This is a genomic window from Stenotrophomonas sp. YJH_SMC_80 (genome assembly GCF_059372495.1).
The window spans coordinates 67193-85736 of sequence record NZ_JCAFVP010000002.1; the positions used below are offsets into that span (position 1 = coordinate 67193).

General features: G+C 67.7%; 16 protein-coding genes. 10 read left to right on the forward strand and 6 right to left on the reverse strand.

Going from position 1 to position 18544, the window contains the following annotated elements:
- Positions 1–189 precede the first annotated feature (189 nt).
- Positions 190–576: a DUF4440 domain-containing protein gene (locus AC5P99_RS03255; RefSeq protein WP_262091263.1), complete on the reverse strand. Its 387-nt coding sequence runs from the start codon at positions 574–576 to the stop codon at positions 190–192.
- Positions 576–1934, reverse strand: coding sequence for an MFS transporter (locus tag AC5P99_RS03260; protein WP_262233645.1), 1359 nt, complete (start codon positions 1932–1934; stop codon positions 576–578). Before AC5P99_RS03260 ends, AC5P99_RS03255 begins: the two co-directional genes overlap by 1 nt.
- A 105-nt stretch (positions 1935–2039) precedes the next feature.
- Here AC5P99_RS03260 and AC5P99_RS03265 point away from each other — a divergent pair, with 105 nt between their 5' ends.
- Positions 2040–2945: a LysR family transcriptional regulator gene (locus AC5P99_RS03265; protein WP_322534314.1), complete on the forward strand. Its 906-nt coding sequence runs from the start codon at positions 2040–2042 to the stop codon at positions 2943–2945.
- Between the two features lie 33 nt (positions 2946–2978).
- Here AC5P99_RS03265 and AC5P99_RS03270 read toward each other — a convergent pair whose 3' ends face one another.
- From AC5P99_RS03270 to AC5P99_RS03280, 3 genes are all read right to left on the reverse strand, one after another.
- The gene (locus AC5P99_RS03270; protein WP_099604922.1) at positions 2979–3443 is read right to left on the reverse strand and encodes a hypothetical protein; all 465 of its coding nucleotides are present in this window, start codon (positions 3441–3443) and stop codon (positions 2979–2981) included.
- Between the two features lie 84 nt (positions 3444–3527).
- Positions 3528–4106 (reverse strand): hypothetical protein, encoded by a 579-nt coding sequence (locus AC5P99_RS03275; protein ID WP_262091266.1) that lies wholly within the window; start codon positions 4104–4106, stop codon positions 3528–3530.
- A gap of 9 nt (positions 4107–4115) precedes the next feature.
- A complete protein-coding gene (locus AC5P99_RS03280) occupies positions 4116–6911 on the reverse strand; it encodes a beta-glucosidase family protein (RefSeq protein ID WP_099604921.1) in 2796 nt (931 codons plus the stop codon).
- A 337-nt stretch (positions 6912–7248) separates the two neighbouring features.
- Here AC5P99_RS03280 and AC5P99_RS03285 point away from each other — a divergent pair, with 337 nt between their 5' ends.
- Together AC5P99_RS03285 and AC5P99_RS03290 are read left to right on the forward strand one after the other, a co-directional pair.
- The gene (locus tag AC5P99_RS03285) at positions 7249–7683 is read left to right on the forward strand and encodes a VOC family protein (RefSeq protein WP_021204492.1); all 435 of its coding nucleotides are present in this window, start codon (positions 7249–7251) and stop codon (positions 7681–7683) included.
- A gap of 289 nt (positions 7684–7972) precedes the next feature.
- Positions 7973–8677: an AraC family transcriptional regulator gene (locus tag AC5P99_RS03290; protein WP_099604920.1), complete on the forward strand. Its 705-nt coding sequence runs from the start codon at positions 7973–7975 to the stop codon at positions 8675–8677.
- Positions 8678–8686: 9 nt separating this feature from the next.
- Here AC5P99_RS03290 and AC5P99_RS03295 read toward each other — a convergent pair whose 3' ends face one another.
- A complete protein-coding gene (locus AC5P99_RS03295; RefSeq protein ID WP_227843662.1) occupies positions 8687–9565 on the reverse strand; it encodes a sterol desaturase family protein in 879 nt (292 codons plus the stop codon).
- A 142-nt stretch (positions 9566–9707) separates the two neighbouring features.
- On the opposite strand from AC5P99_RS03295, the gene AC5P99_RS03300 reads away from it, so the two are divergent.
- The 7 genes from AC5P99_RS03300 to AC5P99_RS03330 all read left to right on the forward strand — a co-directional run bounded on the left by AC5P99_RS03300 (position 9708) and on the right by AC5P99_RS03330 (position 18513).
- Positions 9708–10658, forward strand: coding sequence for a LysR family transcriptional regulator (locus tag AC5P99_RS03300; protein ID WP_197572955.1), 951 nt, complete (start codon positions 9708–9710; stop codon positions 10656–10658).
- A gap of 92 nt (positions 10659–10750) precedes the next feature.
- Positions 10751–11401: a DsbA family oxidoreductase gene (locus AC5P99_RS03305; protein ID WP_123958699.1), complete on the forward strand. Its 651-nt coding sequence runs from the start codon at positions 10751–10753 to the stop codon at positions 11399–11401.
- A gap of 36 nt (positions 11402–11437) precedes the next feature.
- The gene (locus AC5P99_RS03310) at positions 11438–12445 is read left to right on the forward strand and encodes a cyclase family protein (RefSeq protein WP_164221541.1); all 1008 of its coding nucleotides are present in this window, start codon (positions 11438–11440) and stop codon (positions 12443–12445) included.
- A gap of 219 nt (positions 12446–12664) precedes the next feature.
- Positions 12665–13279, forward strand: a complete 615-nt coding sequence (gene imuA, locus AC5P99_RS03315; RefSeq protein ID WP_005413787.1) for a translesion DNA synthesis-associated protein ImuA — start codon at positions 12665–12667, stop codon at positions 13277–13279.
- Positions 13280–13288: 9 nt separating this feature from the next.
- Positions 13289–14698: a Y-family DNA polymerase gene (locus AC5P99_RS03320; protein ID WP_111687426.1), complete on the forward strand. Its 1410-nt coding sequence runs from the start codon at positions 13289–13291 to the stop codon at positions 14696–14698.
- 6 nt (positions 14699–14704) lie between these two features.
- Positions 14705–17815, forward strand: a complete 3111-nt coding sequence (locus AC5P99_RS03325) for an error-prone DNA polymerase (protein ID WP_187757574.1) — start codon at positions 14705–14707, stop codon at positions 17813–17815.
- Positions 17816–18006: 191 nt separating this feature from the next.
- Positions 18007–18513 (forward strand): hypothetical protein, encoded by a 507-nt coding sequence (locus tag AC5P99_RS03330; protein ID WP_005410054.1) that lies wholly within the window; start codon positions 18007–18009, stop codon positions 18511–18513.
- Positions 18514–18544 lie beyond the last annotated feature (31 nt).

Consider the following 18544-nt stretch of genomic DNA (forward strand, 5'->3'; position numbering starts at 1 on the left):
CTACTCCTGCCCCGAGCCGTGAGGTGTGGGCGGGCTTTGCATTCTGCGGCGGATGCAGGCAGGACTGATGGCACATGTGCCCGCGGTGCCGCCGCGCTCGCCAACGACCGGTAGTGCCGGCCGCTGGTCGGCAACTTCATGATCCTGGGGCGCGTTACGCGGTTGCCGGCCAGCGGCCGGCACTACCGGTCAGGCCATCGGCACTTCGTGCAACGCAAGCCAACGCCAACGCCCCTGCTCCTGGCGCAGCACCGCCAGCGACTCTCGCCATGTGGGCTGGCCGCCATAGAGCGAATGCCCTTCGCGATAGCGCAGCACCGCCAGCGGTGACAGCGCATCCACCGCCTGCACGGCTTCGATGGAAATCTGCAGCCCTGGACGCGCGCCATGGGCACCCGCGAACAGTGCCTGCACGGCATTCCGGTCCAGCCTGCGACCCGCGATGCCGACCATGCTGAAGTCCGCGCTGAAGTGCGCCATCAGATCCTCCAGCGCATCGGCGCCGACATCGGCACGGAACCAGGCCTGCAGCTTGTCGTGCAGGTGGTGGATTTCATGTTCTGCGGTGGTATCCATCAGATGTTCTCCGGTTGCGAAAGGGTGAGCAACTGCGGCCGGCGCAGCAGCGCCATCGGCAGCAGGGTCAGTACCGCGGCCAGACCCAGCGCCATGCCGGTGGCATGGGTCGGCAGCCATTGCATGGCCAGTGCCAGCACCATCGCGATGGCCGCGGTGCCCAGGCAGAAGCTGAGCTGGCGGTTGAGGTTCCAGAGTGCACTGGCATCGCCCAATGCTTCGCCCTCGACCCCATGGAACGCCAGCGTCTGCGCGGTGCTGCTGCACAGGCTGCCGCCGGCGCCCATCAGCGCGAACAGCAGCCCGGCCAACGCGAAGGCCGGCTGCGGCAGCATCGCCATCAACAGCAGGCCGCTGGCCTGCAGGAGCATGCCCATACGCAGTACCGTGGCCGGGCCGAAGCGCGCCAGCAGGCGCTTGCTGGCCGTGATCGCAATGGCCGAGGCCAGCGCCCAGGGCAGCATCAACGCGCCGATGCGTGCCGCGCTGTAACCGGCCTGGTGCAGCTGCAGGGTACTGACCAACTGGCTGCCGATGAACACACCCGGCACTGCCAGATACACCAGCATTGCCAGGCGCAGCCCGCGATGGGACAGCAGCGACCAGCGCAGCAGGGGCTGCGCCTGCCGACGTGCGTGCCGCAGGTGGGCCGCCGCCAGCAGCAGCGCGACCAGCAGCAACACGGCACCGGCACCGCGATGTCCGGACTCGCCCAGCCAGGTCAGCGCCAGCAGCAACGCGCCCAGCGCCAGCATCGCGGTAGACAGCGCATAGGCCTGCAGGCGCGGCGCACTGCGCGCGCCATCGGCCGGCATCCAGGCCAGCACCAGGCCGATCGCCACCACCGCCAACGGCAGACTGGCCCAGAGCACGCCGCGCCAGGACAACCACTGCACCAGCAACCCGCCCAGCGCCGGCGCCAGTGCCGGCACCAGCAGCGCCACCAGCAGGATGCGGCGGGTCAGCGCGCCACGCTGGTCGGACGTGCATTGTCGGTACGCTGCCGCCTGTGCCACCGGAATCAGCAGGCCACCGGCCAGCCCCTGCAGCAGGCGCCAGCCCAGCAGCCAGCCGATACCCGGTGCGGCGCCGGCCAGCACAGCGGCAACCGCGAACAACAGCAACGCCACCAGCAGCAGGCGACGCTCACCACAGCGCGCGGCCAACCAGGGTGCCAGCGGAATCACCACGCTCAGGCCCAGCATGTAGGCGGTGCCCACCCAGGCCAGGGTGCTGATATCGGCGTGCAGCTCCGCTGCCAATGCCGGATAGGCCACCGTGGCGATGAACATGTTGACCAGATCCAGGGCGAACACCAGCAGGAAGATCGCCTCATGGCGCAGGCGGGGGGACGGCATCGGCGGCGCTCCAGCAGGGAAGCGGCCAGCATGCCGTGCGGGCCTTGTTGGAAAAACACGACAGCAACTGCAACACTGTCAAATCCAATTTGACAATGAATTGCCATGGTCAGCCTCGATCGCTTCGATATCTTCCGCGCCGTGGTCGAGGCCGGCAGCCTCACCGCAGCAGCCGATCGGCTCGGCTTCAGCCGCGCGGTGGTCAGCTTCAACCTGAAGCGGCTGGAGCAGGAGCTGGGCGTGACCCTGCTGTTGCGCAGCACCCGCCACCTGGCCCTGACCGAGGCCGGCGAACAGTTCCTGCAGCACTGCGTGCAGGCGTTGGACGCCGCACAGGCAGCGATCGATGCCGCGCGCCGCGACCAGCACCAGCTTCAGGGCGTGCTGCGCCTGACCACCACGCCGGAGTACGCCCAGCTACGCTTGATTCCTGCGCTGGAGGCGTTCCGTGCGCGGCACCCGGCGCTGCAGCTGCACCTGTCCACGTCTCCCGCGCCGGCGGACCTGATTCCCGAGCGCTTCGACCTGGCGATCCGTCTTGGCCGTCTGCCGGATTCGGGCCTGCACGCCAGCGAACTGGAACGCCATCCACTGTGCCCCGTGGCGGCTCCGTCCCTGCTGGCACGCCTGCCCTCTGCCGATGCTGCCGACGACCCCGTGCAGCTGGGCACCCTGCCCCGCCTCGGCTACCCGCGCCTGGCCGACGTGCCGGTGGTGGCGCCGGATGGCAGCGACGCCCTGTTTGCCACCAACCCGGGCAATGCGGTGGTGCGCGTAGATGGTGCCAGCAGCCTGCGTGCCTTCGCCGTGGCCGGCGCCGGGGTCACCGTGCTGCCACGCTGGCTGATCGAGGACGACCTGGCCCAGGACCGGCTGCGCCCGGTGCTGCGCCAGCACCGCTTCCCGCAGCAGAGCGTATACGCGGTCTACCCGCACAGCACGCAGCCCTCACCGAAGGTGCGGCAGCTGATCGATTTCCTGCGCGGGTGGTCTGAAAGCGGGCGCGGGTAGCCTCCTGCGGCCAATCGCCAGGCCGCAGTGAAGTTACAGAGGGTACGAGCCTCCACGAACATCGCCAACCCAGCTATCGAACAAACTCCCCGGTGTCAGATCGTCACTGTGTGAGAACTTTGGTTCATACGACATTTTCGCCCGCATCTCATTGCTCCCCACAACGTAGTGAATGCGGATCTCAGTAGGCATCTCAGCGCCGAACTCATTGCACTTTTCTTCAAGCGCATCTATTTCATCCAGCCCAGCATCAAGCACCCAAGCCAAGCTCTCATTCAACGAGTCATACATCCCACCTCCAGATTTTCGGACGTCATTCAGCTGTTCCTTCTCCACCACAGAACCGTTAAGTCTGTAGAAGAAATCAAACATTGAAATCCCATCTTCACTCGCAACGAAGATGAATACTTCGTCAGGCGTCGCACCGGCATAATCGAGCGCGAGTCGAACCATGCTCGCCTGAGCGTCTGAAACGTGTTCCTCAAAGATCTTGTTCATTGTTCGATCCTCGTAGCACTCGCTTGAATTGGCACTGACACTGAGTTGACCGAGTGAGTGCGCTCCGTGCTGCTCGGCTCGAGATCACACCTGCTGCAGCCTTCGCTGGGCTGACGCCGCCACCATCTCGTCAGGGTCACCCGTTAGCAGCTCCAGGACCTCCCTGGATACCTTTGGATTGCAGGCGATTCGGTGACGGACGCTTGCATCGGAATCCCTTGCAAGGCGTGACATCAATGCTGGATCCAGCCGGCGCTTGCTCGCAATTTTCCAGCGGACATCTACGTCATCGCTGGCAGCCAACTGCTCGATGATGGCTAGGGGAATCGTTTTGTTTCCGGCAACGCAACGCGCCAGCTCCGGATAGGTCGACAGGATATCGCGCCACGTCTGATCGTCAGCGTGCCGCAAAGCGAACGAGGTATCCGACTCGTTTTCACACAACCGTTTGAATTCCCATGCGCTCGCGATCATTCGCTGGCTCTCCTGCGCCAGCCTTCCAGTATTGGCTGACCGGCAATTGACCTCCAGTGGCAGAAGCGACATGACTATCCGCCCCGGCGCCTGCTGTTCCATCGTCCGCCGGGCATGGCCCGGCGAGCGCAGCGGCACCCCACAAACAGAAACGGCCCCTTTCGGGGCCGTTCCTTCAAGCATCAACAACCCGCAGTATCAGCGCAGCACCTGCTCTACCAGCTGCACGTCCACCGTCTGCAGCGGCTCGGCCGCATTGCGCGACAGCTGCACCTGGTAGGTGCCGCTGTCGATCTTCCACTGGCGCGCCTGTGCATCGTAGTGGGCCAGGGTCTTCGGCTCGGCTTCGATGCGGATGCGGCGCTGTTCGCCCGGCTGCAGGTTCACCTTGTCATAGCCGATCAGGCGGATCGGTGTGGTGCTGCCAGCCGGAAGCTTCAGGTACAGCTGGGCCACGTCGGCACCGGCACGCTTGCCGGTGTTGCGGATGTCGACGCTGGCGACCAGGCGCGAGCCCTCCACGCTCACCTTCAGATTTTCATAGGTGAACGAGGTGTAGGACAGCCCGTGGCCGAAGGCGAAGGTCGGGGTCAGGCCCTTGGCCGCCATCCACTTGTAGCCGACGTTGGCGCCTTCGATATCGAAATCGAACACATCACCGAACGGCTTGGCCGGCTTGAAGCCGAGGCCGTCGATGTGCGGGCGTGGCAGCTGCGATTCGTCCGTCACCCAGGTCACCGGCAGGCGGCCGGACGGATTGGCCTGGCCGGTCAGCAGCGCGGCGATGCCTTCGCCACCACGGATGCCCGGGTACCAGGCCTGCAGCATCGCCGGCACCTGCGCCAGCCACGGCGTGCGCACCGGGCCGTTGGTTTCCAGCACCAGCACGGTCTTCGGGTTGGCCTTGGCCACTGCCGAGATCAGGGCATCCTGGTTGTCCGGCAGCTGCATGTCCGGCAGGTCCACCGATTCGGCGGCCCACTGGGTGGCGAACACGATGGCCACGTCAGCCTGCGCGGCGGCCTTGGCCGCAGCGGCGGCATTGGTCCCGTCCACATACTCGATGGTCGCGTCCGGGCGCGCCGCACGCAGCGATTCCAGCGGCGAGGACGGGTGGAAGATCACCGGGCCCGGCCAGGTGGTCGGCATCACGCCCGGCACCGCATTGGTGCCCTTGGCGGTCACGCCCACCATCGACGAACCACCGCCACCGATCACGCCTTTGTCGGCATGGCCGCCGATGATGACGATGTGCTTCACGCTGTCGGCCAGCGGCAGCAGGTTGCCCTCATTGCGCAGCAGCACGCTGCCTTCTTCCACCGTACGCTGGGCGACGGCGAAACCGGCCTCGGCATCGACCTTCTGGTGCTGCGGCGGGTTGTCGAAGTTGCCATGCAGGAACATCGTGCGCAGGATGCGCGCCACCATGTCGTTCAGGCGCGCCTGCGGCACCACGCCACCGTGCACGGCCAGGCGCAGCGGTTCGTCGAAGAACACCGCCGCGTCGAACACTTCACCGGCCGACTGTTGATCGAGGCCGGCCAGCGCCGCCTTCGAGCCACTGTGCACGCCACCCCAGTCGGACATCACGAAACCGGGGAACTTCCATTCCTGCTTCAGCACCTGGTTCATCAGGTAGCCGTTCTCGCAGCCGTAGGTGCCGTTGATCTTGTTGTACGAGCACATCGCCACACCGGGGCGACCGGCTTCAAGCGCGATCTCGAAGGCCAGCAGGTCCGACTCGTGCATGGCCTGTTCGCCGATGCGCACGTCGTGGAAGTTGCGGCGGGTCTCCATGTCGTTCAGCGCGAAGTGCTTCATCGAGGAGATCACGTGCTGGCTCTGCACGCCCTGGATCAGCGCGCCAACCATCGAGCCGGCCAGCAGCGGATCTTCACCGGCATATTCGAAGTTGCGGCCGTTGCGCGGGTCGCGCTGCAGGTTGACGCTGCCCGACAGCAGGATGTTGAAGCGCTGCTGCCATGCCTCGCGGCCCATCGTGGCGCCACCGGCGAAGGCGACTTCACGGTTCCAGCTCGATGCGGTGGACGGGCCCGACGGCATCGCCGTGGCGAAATCGCCCGGGCGGATGCCACCCGGATTGGTCACGCCGACGCCGGCATCGGCCGATTGCTGCGACGGAATGCCCAACCGCGCCACGCCCGGCACGAAACCGGCCGAACCGACTGCGCCTTCCGGCAGCGGGCCACCGTCCTTGCCCAGCCCGAAGTAGCTGTGCAGCATCTGGAACTTCTCATCCTCGGTCATCGCCTTCAGCAGCAGCGCAGCGCGCGCGTCGGCGTTGAGGGTGGTGTCCATCCACGGCCTGTCGCCATGCGTGTCGGCGGCGTAAGCCAGGGTCAGCAGGGTGGCGCGCAGGGTACTGCCTTCCACCTTGAACGGCGCACTGCTGGCGGCCTGGAAGCCATCGCTGAAATAGCTGGCATCGGCTTCCAGCGCGACACGCGCCGGATCGAAGCCTGCGGCCTTGGCCGATTCACCGGCCACCGCGCCGAGCAGCACCGCCGGTGCACCCAGCCGCGAACGGGTGACCAGCGCCGGCAGCTGCGCCGCACCTGCACCGGCATCGGTATAGACCGCCACGGTGTGGCGGCCATCGTCCAGGCGCAGGTAGTTCAGGCCCGGCTGGTCGGGGCCGGATTCAGCGGCGATCGGCAGCCGGGTCAGCACTGCCTGGCCGCGCTGGGTCTGGCCATCGTCCTTGCCGGCAGCAATGAAGCGGTACTCATAGCCCAGGCCATCGGCCAGCACCTGCAGCGGATCGACCTGGCCGATGCCGCGCTGCACCTGGCGCACGCTCACCGCGTCCACCTGCAGGGTCTTCAGCTGGGCGGCCAGGGCCGGCATCGCCTCGGCGGTCGGGGCCTGTTCCAGGGTCAGCACAGTGAACGCGGCAGGGTCGGCCCAGGCCGGGGCGGCCAGTGCGGCAGACAGGGCCAGGGACAGTGCAAGCGGCTTTGTAAACGTTTTCATCGGCAGGCGTAATTCCGTTGCCAAGGCAATCGGTCCAGGGAAAGTGCCGCCGAAGGGTGCAGCGTTCATGCCGCGCAGGGGTTGCCAGGCAACGTCCCGCAGGCCGATGGACGGGCCGGTCTGCGCGCGGGACCCTCCTCCCGGCGTGACAACCTGCCTGCCCGGGCCGCGCAGGGCGACCCAATCCTGTGAAGATTGTGCGAGGGCGTTCACACCTGTCAACAGGACCTAAGTCACAGGGGCAACCCGGCCAGCGGTTATCAGGCCATCACTGGCGGTCATCAGTGCGCCGCGCGGGCCTGCCGATAATGGAGATCCCTGGCCACGAACCGAGCCCATGACCGTCCACCGCGACTTCGACCATCTCTGGCGTGACCGCTGCGATACGTCCAGCCAGCGCGCGCCGCGCGTGCTGATCCGGGTGTTCGTGGCCCCCGGTGAGCTGGAGCGCAGCGTGGCGTTCTACGAGCAGCTGCAGGGCGTGGTGGCCGATGCGGGGTTCCCGTTTCCGGAGGCCGGCCTGCGTCTGGCGATGGTCGGGGCGTTCCTGTTGATCGAGGGCAGCGAGGCGGCGCTGGCGCCGTTCACTTCGACCACGGGGACACTGCTGGTCGATGACGTTCGGCCCTATCACGACAAGCTGGTCGCGGCTGGCGCCGAGATCATCTTCCCGTTGCAGGTGGTACCGACCGGGGCGGCGTTCAACGCGGTACATCCCGATGGGACGGTGGTCGAGTACGTGCATCACCGGCCCGACCCGCACGGGCGGTGAGGGTGCGCCCGGCACCCGCGGTAGTGCCGGCCGCTGGCCGGCAACCTCAGAAGCAACAGCCGAAGCAAAAGCGGGCTTCCTGTGGGATGGCGGGGTGGGTCCGGTTGCGGGGGACGCCGTGAATCCGTCCCTGGAGGCTCGGTCGCGCCATCCATGGCGCTCACGCCCCCGCAACCGGACCCACCCCGCCTTCGACAATTCGCCGCAATCTGCAGTAGATCCACGCCATGCGTGGATGCTCTTCGATCAATCGTCGAATTGATCGATTTCGATGGAGATTCATCCACGCATGGCGTGGATCTACAATCCCTCCATGTCCTCCCCTGCCCTGCCCTGGAATGGCACGTTGCTGCTGGATGCGCACGCCGCCGTGCTTCACGGCCATGCCGGTGACAGCGCCTCGCATGCGCACTACGCCCATCAACTGCTGTTGAGCGACGGTACGCCCTGGCAGATCGAAGTCGATGGCGTACGGCAGCAGGGCCAAAGGCTGTGGCTGCCCTCCTTCCAGACGCACGCGATCCTGTCGGCGCCGGAAGCAGGCTGCACGGTGTTCCTCGAACCCGCGCATGCCGATCCCGCACAGATCCAGCAGCACCTACACGTACTGCCGGGCAACGTGCTGGAACTGCACGACTGGCTGCCACGACTGAGCCGCCCGCAACCGCTGGACCGCCGCGTGCAGGCGGCGTTGGCCCGTATTGCCCAGCACCTGCCCGGCCCGGTGCCGGCCGCCGATATCGCCGAGGCGGCGCACCTGTCGACCAGCCAGCTGCACCGGCGTTTCCAGTCCGAGCTGGCGGTGACCCTGCGCGGCTGGGTGCTGTGGCAACGGCTGCGCAACGCGCTCATGCATCATCTGCGCGGGCACAGCCTGACCGACAGTGCGCATGCCGCTGGATTCGCCGATCTGGCCCATCTGTCACGCAGCCTGCGCCGCATGTTCGGCATCGGTGCCGCGCAGCTGCAGGGCCTGCAGCTGCACGCGGCCTGACATGTTCGATCATTCGCGCCTGCGCAGGCCTTCCGGCAGCTCCGGCACCTCGCCATGCGGCAGTTCGCGGAACGGCGCCAGCAGCTGGCCCGGATAATCGCGCGGATAGTCCGGTTGGCTGCCGATGCCAAGGTCGCGTTGCTGCAGCCGATAACCCGGCGCATCGAAGGCGGTCCCCAGCAGATGGTCCCAGGCGGTCAGGAACAGGCCGAAGTTGACGTCGCCAGCGGTGCCGTAACGCATGTGGTGGAAGCGGTGCAGCGGCGCCCAGGCCATCACCCGGCCGAGCACGCCGGGACGCATGTCAACGTTGGAGTGCTGCAGCAGCAGCTGGATGGCAATGGCGAAAGCCAGCACCGCAGCCACCGGCATCGGCAGGCCCAACAGCAGCAGCGGCAGCACGCCGCCCACCGCTTCGGCCGCCTGGTGAAGCGGGTGTTTCATCAGCCCGTTGAAGCCGTACATGCGGGTGACGCTGTGGTGCACCGCATGCAGCCGCCACAACCAGCCGATGCGATGGCTGGCGTAGTGCACCAGGGTGATGCCGAGATCAGCGCAGACGATGGCCAGCAGCACCTGCAGCGCGAATGGCCACTGCACCGGCCACAACTGCCACGGAATGATTGCCGCCAGCAGCGGCACCGCCGCGATCGACAGCAGGTTCAGGCTTTCGTTGACCAGTGCATGCAGGGTGTCACGCAGGCTGTCGCCGTGGTCGTGGTTGAACGCGGGGTCGTACGGCCAGGCACGCTCGGCGGCGAACGAGACCGCGATGGCGGCCGCCAGCAAGGCCAGCAGCCACAACGGATCACCGTGGCAATGGCCGACCCAGACGACGGCAGTGGCAACGAAGCCCAGCAGGAACAGCGGGGCATACAGGCGGAGCATCCAGTGCTTCATGGGCAACCCGGAAAGTGAGGGGCCTGCATGCTGGCGCCGCGTATGGGGTGCTGGCTTGAACAAACGACGCAACCCGCACGCACCGGGTAGACGCCGACCTTGGTCGGCGCCGCGTTTCCCACATCCACGCATGGCGCGGCTCTACAATGGCGCCCTCATCGCGCCCGGGGCCGGCATGGATTCCTTCAACCTGATGCGTGCCTTCCGCCGCATCGTCGAACGCGGCGGGCTGGCCCGCGCTGCCGAAGACCTGGGCATGTCGCCGGCCGGCCTGAGCAAGCAGCTGCGCACGCTGGAAGCGCATCTGGGCGTGGTACTGCTGCAGCGGACCACGCGGCGCATGAGCCTGACCGAAACCGGCCACGCCTATTACCGCGAATGCTGCCGCCTGCTCGACGAACTGGAGGCGCTGGAACGCGGCATCGCCGAACAGCGCGGCGACGTGGCCGGGCGCCTGCGCGTCAATGCGCCGCAGTCGTTCGCACTGAGCACGCTGTCGCCGCTGCTGCCGCGCTTCCTGCAGCAGCATCCACAGCTGTCGCTGGACCTGGTGATGGAAGATCGCCTGCTCGATGCAGTCGGTGAGGGTTTCGATGTGTCGCTGCGGCTGCGTGCCGAGCTGGATGATTCACGCCTGGTGGCGCGCCGGCTGGCGTCGCTGCAGCAGGTGCTGTGCGCGGCCCCGTCCTACCTGCGGCAGCATCCGGCACCGCAGGCGGTGGACGATCTGCAGGCGCACAGCGTGCTGGCCTACAGCCTGTCCGACTCGCCCGGCAGCTGGCCGCTGCTCGGCCCCGATGGCCAGGTGACGATCACCCTGCCGGCGCGCGTCACCGTCAACAACAGCCTGCTGCTGCGCGACCTGCTGGTGGCCGGCATGGGCATCGGCGCCCTGCCCTCGTTCCTGGCGGCACCGGCACTGGCCCGTGGCGAACTGCAGCAGGTGCTGCCCGACCACCGCTATCCGCCACGCTTCGTGCATGCGGTCTACCCCACGTCGCGCCACCTGCAGCCCAAGGTGCGTGCGTTCATCGATTTCCTGCACGCCGAGCTGCCCGGCTGCGCTGGCCTGGATTCGTAACCGCCAGCGAAAACTGAGCTGCCCGCGGCGTGCTGTTTCGGCCACGCCGCGCTGCCTAATCTGCCGCCTCCCCTCTCACCGATGGCAGGCAGATGTCTTCCGTTCCTTCCCCCGCCACCGCCGCGCCGGTGGTCGATTTCTTCCACGACGTGGTCTGCGGCTGGTGCTTCGTGCTGGCCCCGCGCCTGCAGCAGGTCTCGGCCGAACTCGGCATCCAGGTGCGCCACCGCAGCTTCGTGCTGCAGGACTCGCGCGCGCAGATGGTCGAGGTGTTCGGCTCGATGGAGCGCGCCAAAGCGATCATCCTGCGCCACTGGACCGACTGCGCCGCGCATGAAGACACCGCGCGCATCGATATCGAAGGCATGCGCGCACAGGACTTCGAGTATCCATCCGGCTGGCTCGGCGCACTGGCCTGCCAGGCCGCCGGCATGCTTGGTGGCAACGACGCCCATGGCGCGATGTTCGATGCCGTGCAGTGGGCGCACCTGCACCAGCACCGCAACATCGGCGATGCCGAAGTACTGCTGGATATCGCCGAATCGCTGGGCCATCCACGTGGCGCCTTCGCTGACCACATGCGCAGCGACACAGTGCGCCAGCGCGTGCAGGCCGATCGTGCCGAAGCCGCTGCCCTCGGCATCCGTTCCATACCCACCGTGATCGGCGGCAACGGCCTGCGCCTGCAGACCCTGCCGCTGCCACACCTGCGCCAGGCCCTGGCGCACCTGGTCGCGGCCTGAGCCGCACCATCCCCCCACCCTGCAAGGAGATTCCCCATGACCCCACGTACCCTGGCCACCGCGCTGGCCCTGCTGCTGGCCGGCACCGCCGCTTCCACCACCGTGTCCGCGCACGAACGCGTTCCCTCCGACCAGCAGGTCGGCACCAGCCCCTGGGGGCCGAAGGACGAGATCGGCCGCCTCAACCTGATCACCGAGGCCTCGCGTGCGGCGATCCTGTCGCGGGTCAGCGGCGGCAAGGCCTATGACCTGGCCACCGAATACTACGTCGGCATGCCCAGCTGGCAGGATGCCGGCGACCCGCACTACCAGTTCTGGATGACCCACACCCCGCGCGGCACGGTGATGGACGACCCGATGGGCGTGGGCGAAACAATGAACCTCACCCGCAGCTACACCGGCACCGCATTCTCGATGTACAGCCACACCGGCACCCACATCGATGCGCTGAACCACTTCGGCATCCACGGGAAGATCTGGAACGGCTTCGAGGCCGACAAGCACCTCGGCGATCGTGGCTGGAATGTCACCGGCATCGAGAAGTTCCCGCCGCTGATCGCGCGTGGCGTGCTGATCGACGTGGCCGCCGCCAAGGGCGTGGACATGCTGCCTGACAGCTACCGCGTCACCCGCCAGGACCTGAAGGATGCGCTGGCACGCCAGAAGGTGAAACTGCAGCAGGGCGACGTGGTGCTGATCCGCACCGGCCGCATGCGCCTGTTCGAACAGCCCAAGGCCTACATGGCCAACCCGCCGGGCATGGGTCTGGACGCGGCACGCTTCCTGGTCGAGGACAGCGGCGCGATGATCGTCGGTGCCGACAACCTCAGCTTCGAGACCTTCCCCTCGGAGGTGTCCGACGACTACGTGCCGCTGCACACCTACCTGCTGGCCCAGCAGGGCGCGCCGATCATCGAGCTGGTGGCGCTGGACGAACTGGCCCGCGACAAGGTCTACGAGTTCGCCTTCATCGGCGGCCCGCTGAAGATCCGCGGCGGCGATGCCGCGCCGCTGCGCCCGGTGGCGCTGCCGGTGCGCCCGTAACCAGGGCCTGTGGGTGCTGACCTTGGTCGGCACTCCTTCCCCCCTTCAGCAACCTGAAACCGGACCCTCCGATTTTATTAGTAATTCTACTCACAAGGCGAGTAGCATGTCTGGTCTCAGCCCCTGATACCGGCCCGTCGATACTCGCGCCATGCCCGCTGTTTCCGCCCGTTCCTGCCGTTTCCAGCCCGCCCGGCGCCTCCCCTGGAGGGCCGGCTGATGGGTGCCGTCGTCGCCCTCGACCGGCTGCTGGACGGGCGCCAGCTGTGGCGCGGCCCGGCCCGCCAGGGGCCGGCCAGCGACCACCTGGCCAGCGGCCACCCGGCACTGGACGCACGCCTGCCCGGCGGTGGCTGGCCCACCAGCGGGCTGTGCGAGGTACTGCAGGCGGCGCCCGGGGTGGGTGAGCTGGCGCTGGTCTGGCCGGCGCTGGCCAAGCTGAGCCTGCGTGACCGCCCGATCGTGCTGGTCGCCCCGCCCTATCGCCCGCATGCCCCGGCCTGGGCGGCAGCCGGGCTGGACCTGGCCCAGCTGCAGATCATCCACGCAGCGCCGAAACAGGCGCTCTGGGCCACCGAGCAGTGCCTGCGCTCTGCCGCCTGCGCGGCGGTGCTGTGCTGGCCACACCAGGCCGACGATCGCGCCCTGCGCCGGCTGCAGGTCGCCGCCGACAGCGGCCAGTGCCTGGGCTTCGTGTTCCGCGAGGCGCAGGCGGCGCGCAATCCCTCTCCGGCCAGCCTGCGCCTGCAGCTCGACCACGGCCAGGTGCGGGTGCTGAAGTGCCGAGGCGGCCTGCCGCCGGCGCAGCCGTTGCCGCTGGCCATCGCCCACTGAGGCCGCGCCATGCACTGGGCCTGCCTGTTGTTGCCGCAGCTGGCGCTGGACAGCGTGCTGCGCCTGCAGCCGGATCCGCAGCGCCCACTGGTGCTGCTGCAGGGGCCGGCACAGCGTCGCGTACTGCGTGCGGTCAGCCCATCGGCACGCGCAGCGGGGCTGCGCCCGGGCATGCTGCTGTCGGCTGCACAGGTGCTGGTGCAGGACATGCACCTGCACGATTACGATCCCAACGCCGAACAGCACACCCGGCAGCTGCTGGCCAGCTGGGCCTACGCCTACAGCTCGCAGGTCAGCCTCGATTTCCCGCATGCACTGGTGCTGGAGATCGGCGCCAGCCGCGCCCTGTTCGGTGACTGGCTGACGATCCAGCAGCGGCTGCGCAACGAACTGCACGAACTCGGCTTCCGTCACCGTCTGGTGGCCGCACCTACCCCACATGCCGCGCGCGTGCTGGCCAACGTCCACGACGGCCTCGGCATCGATGCACAGCAACTGCCGGCGGCGCTGGCGCAGTTGCCCCTGCCGCGCTGCGGCCTGCCCAACGAGGCGGTGACGGTGCTCGGCCGCTCCGGCCTGCGCACGCTGGGCACAGTGCTCGAGCTGCCGCGCGACAGCCTGGCCCGGCGCTTTGCCCCCGAGGTCCTGCAGCAGCTGGATGCACTGCGTGGGCTACCCACCGCGCCACTGCGCTACTACCAGCCACCGGACCGTTTCGATACACGCATCGAATTCGAGTACGAGATCGAATCCAGCCAGGCCCTGTTGTTCCCGCTGCGTCGCCTGCTGCTGGACCTGGCCGCGTTCCTGTGTTCGCGCGATGGCGGCGTGCAGCGCTTCGACCTGCATTTCGAGCACGACCTGCTGCCGGCCAGCGTGCTGACCATCGGCCTGCTGGCACCGGAACGCGATCCCGCGTTGCTGTTCGAGATCGCGCGCAACCGCATGGAAGCGTTCGCCCTGCCGGCCGGCAGCCGCGCACTGCGCCTGCAGGCCGAACAGCTGCCACCGTTCGTGCCCGCCGCGCGCGACCTGTTCGATACCCGCCCGGCACAGGCGATGCCCTGGAACCAGCTGCGCGAGCGCCTGCGCGCGCGGCTGGGCGATGACGCCGTGCAGCCGCTGGCGGTGCAGGCTGATCATCGCCCCGAACGCGCCAGCGGCAGCCAGCCTGCGGCCAAGCCTCCGTCGTACTGGCCGCTGCGCCCTGGCTGGTTGCTGGACACTCCGCAACCGCTGCGTGATCCGCGGCTGCGCATCGTCACCGGGCCGGAGCGGATCGAATCGGGCTGGTGGGACCAGGCCGACGCGCGCCGCGACTACTACGTGGTGGAAACCGCACACGGCCAGCGCGGCTGGGCTTTCCGTGAGCGCAACGATCCGCATGCGCCGTGGATGCTGCACGGCTGGTTCGGCTGAGCCGCCATGCACAGCGAACTGCCCGGCTACGCCGAACTGCACTGCCTGTCGGCCTTCAGTTTCCAGCGTGGTGCTTCGATCGCCGAAGAGCTGTTCGCGCGCGCCGCCGGCCAGGGCTACCGCGCGTTGGCGATCACCGACGAATGCTCGCTGGCCGGCATCGTGCGTGCCTGGCAGGCGGCGAAGGCGCATGGCGTGGCGCTGATCGTCGGCGCCGAATTCCAGGTCGAGGACGGACCCAAGCTGGCCCTGCTGTGCACCGACCAGGCCGCCTATGCCGGGCTGTGCCAGTTGATCACTACCTGCCGGCGGCGCGCGGCCAAGGGCGAGTACCGTTGCCTGCGCGAGGACCTGCTCGGCCTGCCCGACGGCCTGCTGTGCCTGTGGCTGGACCGGCAACCGGCCGCCACCGACCTGGAACTGCTGCGCGCCGGCTTCAATGATCGGCTGTGGCTGGCGGTGGAACTGCACCACGAACACGACGACGCACGCCGCCTGCAGCAGCTGCAGGCCTTCGGCGAACGCCACCGCCTGCCGCTGGTCGCCAGTGGCGATGTGCACATGCACGTGCGACGCCGCCGCGCCCTGCAGGACACGCTGACCGCGATCCGCCACCGCTGCAGCGTGGCCGAAGCCGGCTGGCGCCTGTTTCCCAACGGCGAGCGCCACCTGCGCCCGCGTACCGCGCTGGCCCAGCTGTATCCGCCCGAACTGCTGGCCGAGACCCTGCGCATCGCCGAACGCTGCCACTTCACCCTGGAACAGCTGCAGTACACCTATCCACGCGAGCTGGTGCCGGAGGGGCATGACCCGGACAGCTGGCTGCGCGAGCTGGTCGAAGAAAAGATTCCCTGGCGTTGGCCAGAAGGCATCAAGGACGCACAGCGCAAGCAGATCGAACATGAGCTGGCGTTGATCCGGGAGAAAAACTACGCCTCCTACTTCCTTACCGTGCATGACATCGTGCGCTTCGCCCGCAGCCAGGACATCCTCTGCCAAGGGCGTGGCTCGGCGGCCAATTCGACGGTGTGCTTTGTGCTGGGCGTGACCGAGATCGATCCTGCGCGCAGCAATCTGTTGTTTGAACGCTTCATCTCCGCCGAGCGCAATGAGCCGCCGGACATCGACATCGACTTCGAGCACGAGCGCCGCGAGGAAGTGCTGCAGTACGTGTTCAAGCGCTATGGCCGCGAGCGCGCCGCACTGACCGCAGTAGCAATCAGCTACCGTGGCCGCAGCGCGATCCGCGACGTCGCCCGTGCGCTCGGCCTGCCGATGGACCAGGTCAACGAACTGGGCGCGGCGATGGACCACTGGGGTGGCAGCATCCCGCTGCCGGAAACCCTCCGCGAGCGCGGCTTCGACCCGGACACGCCCTTGATGCGGCGGCTGCTGGCATTGACCGCCGAGCTGATCGACTTCCCACGCCACCTGTCTCAGCATCCGGGCGGTTTCGTCATCTCCGAGCATCCGCTGTCGACCCTGGTGCCGGTGGAAAACGCGGCGATGGCCGACCGCACCGTCATCCAGTGGGACAAGGACGATCTGGATGCCACCGGCCTGATGAAGGTCGACTGCCTGGCGCTGGGCATGCTCACCGCCATCCGCAAATGCCTGGCGATGTTGAAGCAGCACGGCCTGCATGAAGGACGCATGGATGCGATCCCGCCCAAGGATGCAAAGACCTTCGACATGATCTGCGCCGCCGACACCATCGGCGTGTTCCAGATCGAATCGCGCGCCCAGATGGCGATGCTGCCGCGCATGCAGCCACGCACGTTCTATGACCTGGTGATCGAGGTGGCGATCGTGCGCCCTGGCCCGATCCAGGGCGACATGGTGCACCCCTATCTGGAGCGGCGCCGGATCCTGCGCGAACAGGGACCGGACGCGTTGAACGACCCGGACAACCCGCTCTACCCACCGCAGCTGGAACGCGTATTCGCACGCACGCTGGGCGTGCCGCTGTTCCAGGAACAGGTGATGCAGCTGGCGGTGGAAGCGGCCGGCTACACGCCGGGCCAGGCCGATGCCCTGCGCCGCTCGATGGCCGCATGGAAACGCCGTGGCGGCTTGGAGCCGCATCGCGAGAAGCTGCTGTCCGGCATGCTGAAGAACGGCTTCAGCCGCGAGTACGGCGAGCATCTGTTCGAGCAGATCAAGGGCTTCGGTGATTACGGTTTCCCGGAAAGCCACGCCGCCAGCTTCGCCCTGCTGACCTATAACAGCTGCTGGCTGAAATGCCATCACCCCGCCGCGTTCACCGCCAGCCTGATCAACAGCCAGCCGCTGGGCTTCTACAGCCCCGACCAGCTGCTGCAGGACGCGCGCCGGCACGGCATCCGCGTGCTGCCGGTGGACGTGCGCCACAGCGACTGGGACTGCACCCTAGATTTCAGCAAGGGGCCGGCGGCGATCCGGCTCGGCCTGCGCCTGGTCGATGGCTGCAATGAACCCGCCGTGCAGGCCATCATGCGCGAACGTGCGCGGCGCCCGTTCGACGATGTCGGCGACCTGTGCCAGCGCACCGCCCTGGACCGCCGCCAGCAGGGCCTGCTGGCCGATGCCGGTGCGTTGCGTGGGCTCAGTGGCCATCGCCATCGTGCACGCTGGGATATCTCCGGCGTGGAAAACCGGCTGCCGCTGTTCGACCAGGCCCGCGCCACCGCCGAAGCCCGCGTGCCACTGCCCCTGCCCAGCGCCTGGGAGGACATGCAGGCCGATTACCGCAGCACCGGCACCACCCTCGGCCGCCATCCGATCTCGTTCCTGCGTGCGCAGCTGCGCAGCCGTGGCTGCCTGGATGCCGCGCAACTGGCGGGCCATGGCCATGGCCGTCGCGTGCGCATCGCCGGCCTGGTACGCATGCGCCAGCGCCCACAGACCGCCAGCGGTGTCACCTTCCTCACGCTCGAGGATGAGACCGGCATGGTCAACGCCGTGGTCTGGCGGCACCTGGCCGATCGCCAGCACCGGGTGCTGGTCGATACCCAGCTGATGCAGATCGATGGTCGCCTGGAACGCGTCGATGGCGTCCAGCACGTCATCGTGCAACGCATGCATTGCCTGGATGAACTGCTGCAGGGACTGCGCAGCCACAGCCGCGATTTCCACTGACGCCGGGAATCACCGCGTAACGGCCACTGGGTGATGTCGAGCAGGTAGAGGTAGAGTCGACTGTCAGTCGACTTGCGCGCGCCAGCGCGGGAATCTCCGTGATCTGATCGAACAGCAGTCGACTGACAGTCGACTCTACCCATCCCCTTTTGCATCCGCTATCGTCGGCACATCCAAGGAAGGACCACCCGATGCCCCGTGCGCTGCTGCTGACCACCCTGGTGGTCTCCACCCTCGCCCTGCTTGTTTCCGGCTGGACCGCCTGGAACCTGCATCGCAGCCAATCGCCACAGCGCATCATCGAAGCACGCGGCCTGGTCATCCACGATGCAAGCGGCCAGCCGCGGGTGATCCTCGGCGCACCGGTCCCCGACCCGCTCAGCCAGGGCCGCACCCAGGGGCCGCGCGCCACCGCCCTGTCTGGCCTGATCCTGCTTGGCCCCGACGGTTCCGAGCGTGGTGGTTATGGCACCAGCGACCGCGGCGGCGAAGCCCTGCTCACCCTCGACGATGCCACCGGCACTACCGAAGTATTCAAGGTCGTCGCCAACCCGGATCGCGGCGCCAGCCTGATGGTCAAGCACCAGAACAACACCGGCGCCATGCTCACCTCCTGGCAGGGCAAGCCGGAGCTGATGTTCGTCGATGACAGCGGCCAGTCCTACTACGTGCGCCCTGGCGCCAACGCCGCGCCCTGATCGGCTTCTGTAGCGTCGAGCCATGCTCGAC